The following is a 12895-nucleotide window of genomic DNA, read 5'->3' on the forward strand; positions in this document are numbered from 1 at the left end:
GTCTTTTTTTATGAGTAAATCGATGCCAACTCGGACAAAATAGTGCCAGTTACATAGAGGAAGGAACGAAGAACGAATGAAACGAGTTGCACGACAGTTCGCCTTGATGGTGATAGCCATCGTGTTCGTAACAACAGTTACGGATCACGTAAAAGCAGAGAATGTAGGTCCATTTACATCAACGCTAACGAATAGTGGAGGAGAACGAATTGGTCTTGCCTATTTTGAAACTGACGATGAAGGCGTTCGAGTTCATTTTAGTGTTTCGGGTCTAGAGCCGAACAGAACGTATGAATTTAATTTCCATGAGTATGCAACGTGTGAAGCACCGCTGTTTACGAGTGCAGGTGATGTATTCAATCCTACAAGTGATAAGCAAAACGTTGCAGGAGAGTTGCCGAGTATTCGAACCGACAATAACGGACGCTACAGTGATTCTTTGGTCGCTGAACATGCCAGTTTAGATACGATGGATCTCACAAATCCGGCACTTGAGGAAGGATCTTCGCTCGTTTTACAAGTCGGAGGCGAACGGATTGCGTGTGGCGTAGTGCAATATTGAAGTTAACACGAAACTGCCGAAATGGAGGTATTCCAATCGTCGGCAGTTTTTCGTAATTTAAGCAACGGGTGTTCCGTTTAAGACGGGTTGGTCAGGGGTGAGCAAGACGACGTCTCCTTTTTCAGGCACTGCGCCGATGACGAGGACTTCTGACTTAAAGCCTGCAACTTTGCGAGGTGGAAAATTAACGACGGCCGTCACTTGCTGACCAATCATTTGTTCAGGTTCATACCGAGCGGTAATTTGTGCACTTGATTGTTTAACACCAATTTCTTCACCGAAATCAATAGTCATTGCAATTGCTGGAACTTTCGCTTTTGCGAGCGGCTCAGCAGTAAGAACTGTACCGACGCGCATATCCAATTTCAAAAAATCTTCAATGGTAGCCATAGGTGTTCAATGTCTCCTCTTTTGTTTTTTACTTAGTGTACCGAAACTTCTAACTCAGTTTCAATGAGTGACCAATTCTGATCGTTCACTAAGCTCCAATTCTCTGGATTAGACGGACGAATCCACCAGCCTTTTCCGTTAGAGCCACTCGTTACATATCGAAAACGGATGAGTATTTCTTCCTCTGTTAGATGTTCAATTGAGGCTTGTGCTTCAACCCAATGATTTTTCGTTGAGCCAATCCAGGAATGGTGCATTGTTTTTGTATAGTCATCCATGGAAATCGTTACAGGCAGTATATCCCATGTGTTACCATCATCGGTTGAAAGTTCTACGAAGCCTTGATCACGTGCGATATCATTAAGAATATCAAAGGAAGTATCAAAGACTAGACGGTCTGTTTCATAAGTGTCAAATTCGAAAACGAGCTCACTACTCGCATGGCTAGTCATACCAGAGTACCAAGTGTGACCTCCAAGTGGATGACTATATGGAATGGAACGTATGAATTGCTGAACAAGGTCGTGGCGCACGCCATTAATAGAACCTTCGTTTCTAGTAGGATGTACACGATTCGTTAAGAAAATAACAAACGAGTCAGTCAGAGGATCGAGGACAAATGAAGTACCTGTGAATCCGGTATGACCGACGGTCGATGGTGAAGAAAGACCAGCCATAAACCAGCCACGGTTTACATTCCAACCTAAGCTTTGACCGAGATGCGATTCTGTTGTGATTTGATCTTTCATCATTAACTGCAAGGATTCAGGTTGCAGCACTTGTGCATCACCATAACTGCCACCATTAATCATCGTTTGTAAAAAGATTGCAAGATCATAGGCAGTACTAAAGAGACCGGCGTGACCGGCAACGCCGTTTAATGCAGCGGCTTTCTCATCATGAACATCTCCCCAAACGAGTCCGCGATCAGGGCTGTATTCAGTCGGAGCAATGGTATGTAGCTCTCTATTCGGATTAAACATCGTATCAGTCATGCCGAGAGGAACTGTAATCCATTCTTCAACATACGAATCGAGCGATTGCTCACTCACAACTTCCACGATTTTACCGAGAATCATCATACCAACATCGCTATAAATCATTTGTGCTCCGGGTGTATAAACCGTCTCCAAAGACAGTATGGCGCCCCACATTTCTTCTTGCTCATCATAGTTGGCTAATGAAATTGAGGCTGGAAGACCGGAAGTATGAGTAAGCAGTTGCTCAATTGTAATCGTGTCTTTTTCTGGATGCGTAGAGAACTCTGGAAGGTAATCAATGACTAGATCATCAATGGAGAGGCGATTCTTCTCATGGAGTTGCATAATGGCAGTTGCTGTAAATGTTTTCGTTAACGAAGCAAGATCAAACAATGTTTCGTTCGTCATTGTAATCATGTCTTCGCTAGAAAGTGGCTCACCGTTTGCATCGTACTTGTATGAATCCCCAACCGATTCGTGGAATACAATGTCTCCGTCCTTAGCAATGAGTGTGACAGCACCGGGGTACAGTTGATCTTGAAGTCCGGAGGTTATCACATCTTCAGCTTTCTTTAGTTCGTCATCGTTAAGGTCGATTCTTCAGGAAGGACATAGCGAAGTTGTGTTGTCTCTAGCCGGTCTGCCCAATCGGAATCATATGAAAAGTACAACGTGTCATGCCGATGAAGAAAGTAATTGGTTAACGTGCGTAATTGCTCGTAAGTCGTCTCATTAAGACGGCTATGATCACGGTATTCGGCAAGTGACTGTTGAAATTCAAGCATGTACGAATGAAGCTTCTCGTCGGTCGGATCTTTAATGAAAAAACGCATGACGGTGAGCTCCCGTTGTAGTTCGTTCGCTAGCCGACGATCGGTAAGGAGACCTTGTTGTTCAAGTCGTGAGATGGCTAACTGGATGTCGCCAAGCGTCACGGACGGATGTTCTGTCAGCGCTGCATCAGTCACTTCTGTTTCGGCATGAACAAGATCAGTGGAAAACATGACGGGTGAAAAGATGAGAGCAATGGTTAATGTTAGTTGCAAGATGGATTTCATAGCACACCCCTTAAAGTTAGAATAGTGAAACTATTCATATCATCTCTATTGCATACGAAAAGGTCAAGCTAATGATAAGAAATGATAACAGGGAAAAGGGACGAGCTACTCAGAACAACAATAAAAAACGTACCTTCACATTGGGTTGTAAAGATACGTTAGTAACAGGTTTATGGTGGAGCCAAGGGGGCTCGAACCCTGACCTTCGCACTGCCAGCGCGACGCTCTCCCAGCTGAGCTATGGCCCCAAGAATGATAACAACAATTAAAAATATACCAGTTAACTTTCGCGATCGTCAAGGAATTTTCGAGTTTTTTTGACAAGTTCAGTTGCTCAGTAAATGGAATATGGAGAAACCTATTAAAAGAGAAAAAGCACAATCATGTTGATTGTGCCATCATACGAGTGTTTCGTTATTGTTCAATACTTAGTCTTCCTTCAGCAACTTCACGAAATTCTTGTCCCTCTTGATTAATGGCTTTAATTTCTATTTCTGCGCCGTCGACTTGCAGATTATTTGTTGCCGTCCAATAGCCTTCATAGTAACCCTCTTCAACTTCACGCATCATGATTTCTGTCGGTGCAGCAGCTCTCGTAAAAAGCGGGATACGTATAGCGAATGAAGCTTCAAGTCCAGGTTCTCCTGCAAACGATACACGCACCGATTCACCAGCTTGAAGCGTTTGATCTTCCGTTGGTTGGATGTTTCGAATTACAGATTCGTCTTGCTCAGGTTGTTCAAGAACCGGAGCTTCACGGTAATTCGTGTCTTGTTCATAGCTATAAGCCATCGCTAACAAGTCTTGCTCGCTCCACATTTCCCCAAAGAACGCAAGTGAGAATGGAGAGCCACTTTCATAATTGCCAGCTGGAACGGTTACAAGTGGTAGACCACTCATATTAATCTCAGGAACCGTTGTTGCGGAGTGATCACCTTCATGAAGGTTTGGGATCTCTTCCGACATTTGTGGATAAACAAACCCATCAAGGTCATGCTCTTCAATCACTTGGTCCACGATGTGAAGGTAGGCGGTACGTGCCTTCGTAAATTCGACTTGTTCAGGAATGTCGTATGGATTCTGTAAATCTTTTTCAAAGTCTACCCCGCGATTGCCGAAGTGCGCGAGTGGTCCACCTTCAGCCCACGGTACTTCTTCAGCTTGTTCAAAAAGCTCGGCAATCGATGGAAGGTCGCCACTCGGATTTAATCGATCTAAATACGCTTGGAAATCGCTAACTAACGCTTCATAGCCGATGTTGCCGTATTGTTCCATCACATCAATAAACCCAGAATCTGCAAACGGGTCTTCGACTACTTCAGCTCCAAGAGCCTCTAACTCTTCAATTGAACGTTCATAAAGTTCTTCAGTTTCCTCAGAAAGTGCCTCGTCACGCCATCCTTCGCCATACAATCCTATCCGCTTACCTTCTAACGAATCTTCAGAAAGGTCGTCTGCATAGCCATCCGCTGGGATGTTACCAATTGCTGCGATTGTTTTAGGATCTTGTACGGTATAGCCAGCTGTCACATCGAGCATAATCGCTGCATCTTCAACCGATCTCGAATGAGGACCAAGTACATCACGCGTATTGGCAGCAAGTGGTGTCGTGCCTGTGTTTGGAACAAGTCCAAACGAAGGTTTAACACTTACTAAGGATTGAGCAGCAGCTGGATTTTGGATGGAACCACCGGTTTCTTCAGCAACCCCTAAGACTGCGAAGTTTCCAGATATAGCTGTTGCAGTTCCACTACTACTACCGCCTGGTGCAAGTGCACGATCAACGGCATTGTACGTATCACCTGCCAACTCGTATCCGCTCGAGTACCCGATGTACTAAACGCAGGGATGTTTGTCTTTCCGACAATTATTGCACCTTCTGCTCGTAAATCTTGTACGATTGGTGCATCTAGCTCTGGGTCAATTGAAATTGATGAGTCAGGTCCAAATCCTTCCCATCCGAAAGTCGACTGAAACCCTTCTACGTCAACAGCTTCTTTAATGACGACAGGTACACCTTCGAGTGCACCGCTTCGCCGTTTTGTATTCGCTCATCTGAAGCTCTAGCTTCTTCTAATGCTTGATCGTTTAGAAATGTAAACGCATTATAGTGGTCTTCATAGAGTTCAATTCGTTCTAAGTAGCTCTGTGTCACTTGCTCAGCGGTGTATGTCCCGTCTTCATATGCTTCTTGTAAATCTGAGACGGTAACTTCAAGCAATTCAAATTGCTGTTCTGCCGCTGCTGGTGTTACTGAAGCGATGGATAATGCAAGAGCTGAAACCGATAGAAATGCCGCTCTTTTAACATTCAAGTAAGTATGTGCTCGCATAACGTCGTCACTCTCCTCGTTTTTATCTCTCTTATTCTTTGTATCAAACGATTGAAGATGGAGACGACTAGTTTGTTAGATTATCTAACCTCGACTGCGAGCGCTGAGGATATGCCCAATGCCCGTGTCGAACGTGCAAAGGAGATAGTGTTGTAGATCAAGATCAACCTGTCTTCTTTGTAGAAGTTAGTTTAAATGAAATAGGAAGGAGTTCGGGGGAAGGATAAGTGAAAATTGGAGTGAAATGTCAAGATTATTACTTTGATTGGAAATAATATGAAACAAAAAATAGTAATCATACGTATTTAAAGAACCTCAACAAAAAGAAGGAAGTGAGTGGATGCAAGACCCCGTAATGATAACCTCTATTTGGCTGTTCGTCATCGTGTTTATGTTTCATGACTTCGAAGAGATTCTTACTGTTGAGAAGTGGGCAGACAGTAAGAAACATTTAATTGACCATCCTCTAAAAAGGATAATTTGGAGGTTTTGGAATATTGATTCACATTCATTTGCAAAACGAGATGTATGGATTCTATTCATCACGAGCACGGTCACATTACTAAAAGTGATAGGGTTTGGAAATGCGTGGGTCGATGGCTTGTATTTTTGTTTTCTACTCGTTGTTATGATACATAATGTTGTGCATATTCTACAGTCAATTGTACTTAAAACATACTCGCCAGGGTTATACACAGCTGTTTTTTTATTACTTCCATATACCTCGTATTTACTGATTTCCTTATCAGAAGTGTAAGAGGTATTGATTAGAGGAAGTGTTGGTTTTTTATACCTTAGCAATACCAGTATCCCATGTAGTCCAGTGCTTTGGATTGTTTATCGTCGATTAAACCGATGTAATGACCTCTCGTTATGGATTCACAATAAGAATGGTGCTAAAATGATAAAGTACTGGGGGCTACTGGATGCTAAATAATACGAATGTAATCATTGAAGCACTTAATTATACTCGTGCAGGGGTATTAATTACGGATCCAAGTTTGGAAGATAATCCAATTGTTTATGCGAACCAAGGGTTTGTAGATATGACGGGTTATACGCAAGAAGATATTATCGGCAAGAACTGTCGATTTCTTCAAGGAGAAGAAACGGACAGATCAGAAGTTGCACGATTACGAGAAGGAATAAAAAATAGAACATCGGTTTTTGTAGAGTTTGTCAATTATAAAAAAGATGGCACGAGGTTTTGGAATAGCCTGTCGGTCGATTCGCTTTATATAGAAGACGAGGACAAGCATTATTTCGTTGGTGTTCAACGAGATGTGACAGAGCGTAAGGAAATCGAACAAAATTACGAGAAATCACTTGAAGAAGTGAAATCACTATCATTTCCAATCGTACCTTTACTAGATGGCATAGCGGTATTGCCTTTAATTGGAGAAATGAGTGAAGAACGCTTCCAATCAATCTTCCGTGATGCTTCCGCATATGTTGGTGAAACGAAAGTGGAAACATTCATTCTTGATGTATCAGGATTAACGAAGTTGCGTAACTATGAGATGGAAGGGATTTTGAAGTTGAAATCTGTTCTATCTTTACTTGGTACAGAAATGCAATTAAGTGGTGTGTCTACTGATATGGCTATTCAAGCCGTCAATCTTACAGATATTAAAAACCACAACATTAAAACGGCAACGTCCGTAAAGCACATTCTCGAGCGGTTGCTAAAGCATTAATTCAAAAAGCGCGGAGGTCATTCGTGCTTTTTTGACATGATTGTTCCGGCACATACTGGTACAATAACATTTGGACAAGGAAAAGGAGAATTACATATGTTAAAAAAATGGTTAGCAGTAGGATTTGTAGCAACTCTACTCGTCGGTTGCGCAACGGATGAGGAAGCACCGGAAGAGCAAGAACTAGAACCGGTTGAAGAAGCCGAAGATGAAGCAACGACTGATGATGAAGCAGCAACGGATGCAACAGAAGAAACGTACGAAGCGACGATCATTTTAACCGAAGATGGTGAAGAAGTGATTGAAGAAAGTACGGTAGAGTTTTCTGACGGAGATAACCTCATGGAAGTCATGGATGAATATTTTGAGCTGTCGACAGATGCGGATCAAACGTTCATTGAAGGGATTAACGGATATGATTCAAATGAGGCTGACGGCTACTTTTGGACGTACACAGTAAACGAAGAAGAGATTTTTGAAGGTGCTGCAGATTACGAATTAGAACCTGAAGATGAAGTTCACTTTGACTTTGCAGAGTGGTAGGAAGAAGAAAAAGCGTGGGCGATCCGCGCTTTTTTTAGTCCGCTAAAGCAGTGGGGGACAGCCCCCCCACTGCTTTAGCGTATTAAAGTGATAAGGTTAATACTTTTATGAATGTACGGTGCTGAACCATTACCGAATGATAACAGATCTTCATCACAGTAACGCGATGGGGGACTGTCCCCGGACGTTTGGCGACCTGTTCTGTACTCTTTGCAACAACGGCGTTTTAGAGTCACGGTAAGCGTGTATAGATAAGCAACACGAAGACGTGTACACAGACAGGAGGACGTAACACATGAAAAAATATGTAGCGATGCTGGAATCTCACTTTTACTCACGGCTTGTACGACAACAAATGATGAAGCAACATCAGATGAAGAAATGACCAATAATGACGAACAGGTTGAAGCAGATGCTGATATACAAGAAGAGACTGAACAAGCAACAGAAACTGAAATAGATACTGAAGGTGAAGGCGGCTTCCTCTGGAAGGTTGAGGAAGGAGAGACAACGGTCTATTTGCAAGGTACAATCCATGCAGGAATAGAAGAGATTTATCCATTAAATGAGGAGTTAGAAGCGGCATTTGATGAGGCTGACGTATTACTACCAGAGATTGACTGGCCTCGAATGGACCCGACAGGTGGTTTAAGTGAAGAAGAGATGATGGATTTAATTACATTTGATGATGGTAGGGTATTGTCAGATGTTCTGGATGAAGAGACTTACGAAACTCTTTTAGACGTGATGGCTTCTGAGGGAATGCAAGAAGATATGATTGAACAAATTGAACCTTGGTACTTTGTGATGGGGCTTGAAGACGTTGAGACTGGTCAAATCTCATTGGATCAAGGGGTTGACTATCATTATCTAGAGCGAGGCTATGATGAAGGCAAAGAGATTCGTGAGCTAGAGGGGCAAATTATTAGCTACAAGCAATGGAAGGGCAGTCATATGAACTACAAGTTGAGCAATTAGAGTATTTGCTCAATCAAGATCGTAATGTAGAAGATGAAATAGATGAAGCCGAATTTTTCAACAAGTATATGCATGGTGACGAAGAAGCAATGATCGGCGTGTGGGAAGATGCCTCTTATGGCGACGAATATGACCGAACAAATTTGTTTGATCGTAACGAACGAAATGCAACGATCATTGACGATATTCTTCAAGAAGACGACGGTCAAACTTACTTGGCGCTCATTGGAACATTTCATTATGTTATCGAACCTGGAGTACAACATTTTCTAGAAGAGAAAGGTTACAGCGTTGAGCGAATTAATTAACGATTTGTGCACAACTAAGTGACTTGGTTGTGCATTTTTTGTTGCTTTGATTCATTTACGTACACCGACGAATGTAGAGATTTTTATTATTGTCATATTCTGAAAATTTGGTATGGTTTTTATGACGTGTGAAATCGAAGTACATGTTAGGGGGAATCGTATGAGGATGCGCATTCACACGAAAATTATGCTGTTAATTGTTAGTCTCGTTTCAAGTGTGGCAATCATTATGGCAAGCATTTTTGCTACTTAGAAACGAGAGATATTTACGAGACTCTTGGGGATAAGGCGTTAAGTACAGCTGTGCATATCGCAAATTCGGAAACCGTTATTGCGGCGTACACCGATGACAATCCTTCACTCGTCTTGCAAGCATATGCCGAACGATTTAGGGAAGAAACAGGAGCTGAGTTTGTCGTTATAGGAAATGAAAAAGGAATCCGCTTAGCTCACCCTGATTACTGGAAAATCGGACAAGCAATGGTTGGAGGAGATAATGATCCGGCGTTAAAAGAAGGCGAGTCTTACATTTCGCGAGCAGAAGGAACGAGGGGAGAATCGTTACGAGGAAAAACCGCGGTTCGTTCTGAAGATGGAGAAGTCATCGGCGTTGTTTCAGTTGGTTTTTTGATTCAAGACGTTCACGCAGCGATTTGGCAGAGAATTGGATTGTTAGGGATTATTACGCTTGTCATCGTTAGCATTGCAGCAATTGGAAGTTTGCAATTGTCTCGTAGTATACGAAAAGATATGTACGGCTTAGAACCGTTCCAAATTGCAGGAATGTACGATGAACGACAAGCAACGCTTGCGGCGATCCGAGAAGGTGTGATTGCTGTCGATGCGGATGCACTCATTACAACGCTCAATGATTCAGCCAAAAAGCTATTAGGAATTAGCGGGGATGTTATCGGAAAACCGATCGACAAGATTATTGAAGGGGCACAAATCCAGAAAGTATTAAGCGAAAAAAAAGCAGAATATAATCGAGAGTTAACGATGAGAGGACGTGTATATATTGTTAATCGTGAACCGATTATAAGAAATGCACATGTTCGTGGTGCAGTCTGTACTTTTAGAGATAAAACCGAGATGATTGAAATGGCGAACACACTTTCAGATATTAAGAAATACTCTGATGATCTTAGGGCGCAAAACCATGAGTTCACGAATAAATTGTATGCTATTTCTGGCTACTTGCACTTAGGTTTTTATGAAAAAGCAGAACGGTACATTGAAGAAGAGACAACTCGTCATGATGAACAAGGAGAAGTTCTTGCAACCTCAATTAAGGATGCGACGGTCCAAGCGATCTTAATGGGAAAAGCAGGAAGAGCATCAGAATTAAAGGTGACACTACGTGTTGATCCGACAAGTCATTTAGACCCTTTACCAGATCATATGGGCTCATCACAAATCATTTCAATCATTGGGAACGTTATCGATAATGCTTTGGAAGCAGCTCTAGTGAAAGAAGTGCCGCAAGTCACTGTTTTTATTACAGATATTGGTGATGATGTTGTATTTGAAATTAGTGATAACGGTAATGGATTACCATCTAGTTTATATGATACTACTAAACGTGGTTTCTCCACTAAAGGCCGTTCAAGGGGATTTGGACTTTCGATCGTTGAAGAATTAGTGTCGCATTTTGAAGGATGGTTTGAGCATCACTCGTTGCCAGAAGGTGGAAGTTTGTTTTCAATTTATTTACCTAAAACGTTAAGGAGGGAGAGCGATGATTGACGTTCTGATTTGTGAAGATGATTTTCGTATTGCCGATATCCATAAATCGCTAATTGAACAATATGCTGAATTGAATTGTATAGGGAAAACGAATTCAATTATAGATACAAAAAGGATGTTAGAGGAGAATAAGGTTGATTTATTGTTATTAGATATTTATTTGCCTGATGATATTGCAGTGAAGAGGCTCGGAGAATTCAGAGTATTGCGACCTAATTTAGATGTGATTGTTGTCTCTGCTTCAAATCATGATGAGCACATCAAAAAGTCATTGCGATATGGGGTTTATGATTACATTTTAAAAACAGATTCTTTAAAGCGCTTAAAGTCTTCATTAACGAGTTATATAAAATACTTTCATGCAATTGAAGCGCAGCAAACGTTCAATCAAGATACGATTGATCACCTCATTTATAAGCAACAGCAATATGAACCGATAAAAGTGCTTCCGAAAGGAATTGATGGAATTACACTAGATTTAGTACGGCATCAATTAATGACTCATCAGGATGGCCTCACAGCAGAAGAATTAAGTGAACATCTAGGTGCATCTAGAACGACAGCGAGGCGTTACCTTGAATACTTAATTCGCTTAAAACACGCGAAAGTCATGCCGATTTACGGCATTGTTGGTCGACCTGAACGGCGTTATTTTTCTTTATAAACGGACCGCTATGAACAATATGAATTTAATATTGTTTATGCTACTTATGAATCTTAGGATGTAAACGGTTACATTCTAAGATTTTTCTTTTAGTATCTGTTAGTAACTAAAGGAGGGGTAGCATGAAGAAATTAGTTTCAGTAAGTGCAAGCTCGTTTTTAACGTTGGTAATGCTGTCTGCTTGTTCAGATAATGGGTCGGAAGAAGCTGCGTCATCGGATCAAGGGGAATGGTCACCGACGAACAACCTTGAATTTGTCGCACCTGCTGGTGCTGGTGGAGGTTGGGATACAACCGCAAGAATGGCAGCCCAAGCATTTGAAGAAGCAGGTATTGTTGATGTCGGAATTGGCGTTATTAATCGAGAAGGTGGCGGAGGAGCTGTAGGGTGGTCTTATATCGCGAATCAGGCTGGAGATCCCCACTATTTATTTGCAGCATCCCCACCATTACTCTTAATTCCACTAAATGGCCAATCTGAATACAGTTATGAAGATTTTACGCCAATTGCTAACGTCATTGCTGATTTTGGAGCATTTGCAGTACGAGACGATGCACCGTGGCAAGATTTAAATGAGTTGTTTGAAGACATGCAAGATGAATCGAGTTCAATTACAGTTGTTGGAGAATCCGCACCTGGAAGTATGGACCATGTTCAATTCGTCAATATCGCAAAAGCTGCTGGAGTGGACCCGGGTAGCATTACGTATGTTTCGGCTCAAGATGGTAGTGCGATGACGAATTTATTAAATGGAAGTGTAGACGTTTATTCTACAGGTGTGACAGAAACGATCGAACAAGTACGTGCAGGTGAAGTTCGAGTGCTTGCAGTAACAGCAGAAGAACGTCTTGAAGGAGACACAGTGGAAGATTATCCAACAGCTATTGAGCAAGGAATAGATGAGGTATTCGTTAACTGGCGTGGATTTTTCGGTCCACCGGATATGACTGAAGCTGAAGTTGAGTATTACGTAAATGCATTTACTGAATTAAATGAGTCGGAAGAATGGGATGCCGTAAGAGAACGGTATTCATGGGATGAATACTTTATGGTCGGCGAGGAATATAAGCAATTTCTAGAGGAACAAAATGAAGAGATGAGACTGCTTTTAGAAGAGCTCGATCTATACGGAGAGAGTGAGTAACACATGGCGTTAACCGTTCATCGTGGCGTTTCTATTGTTCTTATTATTATCGCCATTTTTTATTTGTATCTAGCTTTTCAATTGCCTAGCTTTATGAATACGGTCATTGACGCAGATACAATACCGAAGATTACTGGGTTTCTACTCATCATTCTTTCTGTTCTCTATTTCTTTATGCCTGTGAAAGAAACGGAAGTAGAAAAAGAAAAACGCACTGAAGCAAAAAATGATTGGCGTTACATTCTCGGTATGTTCATCATGACGTTTTTATACATTACGCTTTTAGAGGTTAGTGGATTTTTAGTAACTTCTATCGTATTTATTTTCGTTTGCACACGTATGCTCGGATACAAAAAATGGAAGACGAATAGTATTGTTTCAGTTCTTGTGCCACTTTTCTTGTATTTAAGCTTTACGTTTTTACTAAATGTTCGATTGCCAACCGGATTCATGCCATTTTAGGGAGGGTACTTAGAGATGATTGATTTTAGT

At 41.6% G+C, this 12895-nt stretch carries 16 protein-coding genes and 1 tRNA gene; 10 read left to right on the forward strand and 7 right to left on the reverse strand.

What is annotated here, in order from left to right; genetic code table 11:
- Positions 1-76: 76 nt before the first annotated feature.
- Positions 77-562 carry a superoxide dismutase family protein gene (locus tag JCM19038_RS20935; RefSeq protein WP_052361572.1) on the forward strand — a complete coding sequence of 162 codons (486 nt, stop codon included), beginning with the start codon at positions 77-79 and terminating at the stop codon, positions 560-562.
- 57 nt (positions 563-619) lie between these two features.
- Here JCM19038_RS20935 and csaA read toward each other — a convergent pair whose 3' ends face one another.
- From csaA to JCM19038_RS23710, 7 genes are all read right to left on the reverse strand, one after another.
- The gene (csaA, locus tag JCM19038_RS12295; RefSeq protein WP_042418391.1) at positions 620-952 is read right to left on the reverse strand and encodes a chaperone CsaA; all 333 of its coding nucleotides are present in this window, start codon (positions 950-952) and stop codon (positions 620-622) included.
- Between the two features lie 32 nt (positions 953-984).
- The gene (locus JCM19038_RS12300) at positions 985-2490 is read right to left on the reverse strand and encodes a serine hydrolase domain-containing protein (protein WP_052361573.1); all 1506 of its coding nucleotides are present in this window, start codon (positions 2488-2490) and stop codon (positions 985-987) included.
- A gap of 14 nt (positions 2491-2504) precedes the next feature.
- On the reverse strand, positions 2505-2990 hold the full coding sequence (locus tag JCM19038_RS12305) for a hypothetical protein (RefSeq protein WP_042418394.1): 486 nt from the start codon (positions 2988-2990) through the stop codon (positions 2505-2507).
- 173 nt (positions 2991-3163) lie between these two features.
- Positions 3164-3238, reverse strand: a tRNA-Ala gene (locus tag JCM19038_RS12310).
- Between the two features lie 166 nt (positions 3239-3404).
- Complete coding sequence (locus JCM19038_RS12315) at positions 3405-4799, reverse strand: amidase family protein (RefSeq protein ID WP_238554401.1); 1395 nt, start codon at positions 4797-4799, stop codon at positions 3405-3407.
- Positions 4700-4993, reverse strand: a complete 294-nt coding sequence (locus JCM19038_RS23705) for an amidase family protein (RefSeq protein WP_238554408.1) — start codon at positions 4991-4993, stop codon at positions 4700-4702. Before JCM19038_RS23705 ends, JCM19038_RS12315 begins: the two co-directional genes overlap by 100 nt.
- Positions 4972-5322, reverse strand: a complete 351-nt coding sequence (locus JCM19038_RS23710; protein WP_238554402.1) for an amidase family protein — start codon at positions 5320-5322, stop codon at positions 4972-4974. The genes JCM19038_RS23705 and JCM19038_RS23710 overlap by 22 nt, the downstream gene beginning before the upstream one ends.
- 355 nt (positions 5323-5677) lie before the next feature.
- Between JCM19038_RS23710 and JCM19038_RS12320 the strand changes: the two genes are divergently transcribed.
- From JCM19038_RS12320 to JCM19038_RS12360, 9 genes are all read left to right on the forward strand, one after another.
- Positions 5678-6079, forward strand: a complete 402-nt coding sequence (locus JCM19038_RS12320; protein ID WP_255343379.1) for an HXXEE domain-containing protein — start codon at positions 5678-5680, stop codon at positions 6077-6079.
- Between the two features lie 169 nt (positions 6080-6248).
- Entirely contained in the window at positions 6249-7019 is a 771-nt protein-coding gene (locus JCM19038_RS12325) for a PAS domain-containing protein (protein WP_042418399.1), read from the forward strand.
- A 96-nt stretch (positions 7020-7115) separates the two neighbouring features.
- Positions 7116-7562, forward strand: a complete 447-nt coding sequence (locus JCM19038_RS20940) for a DUF4430 domain-containing protein (RefSeq protein ID WP_052361574.1) — start codon at positions 7116-7118, stop codon at positions 7560-7562.
- 381 nt (positions 7563-7943) lie between these two features.
- On the forward strand, positions 7944-8540 hold the full coding sequence (locus JCM19038_RS12335) for a TraB/GumN family protein (protein WP_042418401.1): 597 nt from the start codon (positions 7944-7946) through the stop codon (positions 8538-8540).
- Positions 8501-8848 (forward strand): TraB/GumN family protein, encoded by a 348-nt coding sequence (locus JCM19038_RS24490; RefSeq protein WP_042418403.1) that lies wholly within the window; start codon positions 8501-8503, stop codon positions 8846-8848. Before JCM19038_RS12335 ends, JCM19038_RS24490 begins: the two co-directional genes overlap by 40 nt.
- A 264-nt stretch (positions 8849-9112) precedes the next feature.
- The gene (locus JCM19038_RS12345; protein ID WP_255343380.1) at positions 9113-10594 is read left to right on the forward strand and encodes a sensor histidine kinase; all 1482 of its coding nucleotides are present in this window, start codon (positions 9113-9115) and stop codon (positions 10592-10594) included.
- Entirely contained in the window at positions 10587-11258 is a 672-nt protein-coding gene (locus JCM19038_RS12350) for a response regulator (protein WP_042418404.1), read from the forward strand. Before JCM19038_RS12345 ends, JCM19038_RS12350 begins: the two co-directional genes overlap by 8 nt.
- A gap of 122 nt (positions 11259-11380) precedes the next feature.
- Positions 11381-12403, forward strand: coding sequence for a tripartite tricarboxylate transporter substrate binding protein (locus tag JCM19038_RS12355; RefSeq protein ID WP_042418407.1), 1023 nt, complete (start codon positions 11381-11383; stop codon positions 12401-12403).
- A 3-nt stretch (positions 12404-12406) separates the two neighbouring features.
- Positions 12407-12865, forward strand: a complete 459-nt coding sequence (locus JCM19038_RS12360; RefSeq protein ID WP_042418408.1) for a tripartite tricarboxylate transporter TctB family protein — start codon at positions 12407-12409, stop codon at positions 12863-12865.
- The last annotated feature ends 30 nt before the right edge of the window (positions 12866-12895 follow it).

It is taken from the genome of Geomicrobium sp. JCM 19038 (genome assembly GCF_000698125.1).
In the GTDB taxonomy this organism is placed as follows: domain Bacteria; phylum Bacillota; class Bacilli; order Bacillales; family Marinococcaceae; genus Geomicrobium_A.

Bases quoted from the DNA above. Each gene is read 5' to 3' on its own strand.
- JCM19038_RS24490 (WP_042418403.1), top strand. From the start codon at position 8,501: ATGGAAGGGCAGTCATATGAACTACAAGTTGAGCAATTAGAGTATTTG.
- JCM19038_RS23710 (WP_238554402.1), bottom strand. From the start codon at position 5,322: ATGCGAGCACATACTTACTTGAATGTTAAAAGAGCGGCATTTCTATCG.
- JCM19038_RS20940 (WP_052361574.1), top strand. From the start codon at position 7,116: ATGTTAAAAAAATGGTTAGCAGTAGGATTTGTAGCAACTCTACTCGTC.
- JCM19038_RS12360 (WP_042418408.1), top strand. From the start codon at position 12,407: ATGGCGTTAACCGTTCATCGTGGCGTTTCTATTGTTCTTATTATTATC.
- JCM19038_RS12325 (WP_042418399.1), top strand. From the start codon at position 6,249: ATGCTAAATAATACGAATGTAATCATTGAAGCACTTAATTATACTCGT.
- JCM19038_RS12350 (WP_042418404.1), top strand. From the start codon at position 10,587: ATGATTGACGTTCTGATTTGTGAAGATGATTTTCGTATTGCCGATATC.
- JCM19038_RS12305 (WP_042418394.1), bottom strand. From the start codon at position 2,990: ATGAAATCCATCTTGCAACTAACATTAACCATTGCTCTCATCTTTTCA.
- JCM19038_RS12355 (WP_042418407.1), top strand. From the start codon at position 11,381: ATGAAGAAATTAGTTTCAGTAAGTGCAAGCTCGTTTTTAACGTTGGTA.
- JCM19038_RS20935 (WP_052361572.1), top strand. From the start codon at position 77: ATGAAACGAGTTGCACGACAGTTCGCCTTGATGGTGATAGCCATCGTG.
- csaA (WP_042418391.1), bottom strand. From the start codon at position 952: ATGGCTACCATTGAAGATTTTTTGAAATTGGATATGCGCGTCGGTACA.
- JCM19038_RS12335 (WP_042418401.1), top strand. From the start codon at position 7,944: ATGACCAATAATGACGAACAGGTTGAAGCAGATGCTGATATACAAGAA.
- JCM19038_RS12320 (WP_255343379.1), top strand. From the start codon at position 5,678: ATGATAACCTCTATTTGGCTGTTCGTCATCGTGTTTATGTTTCATGAC.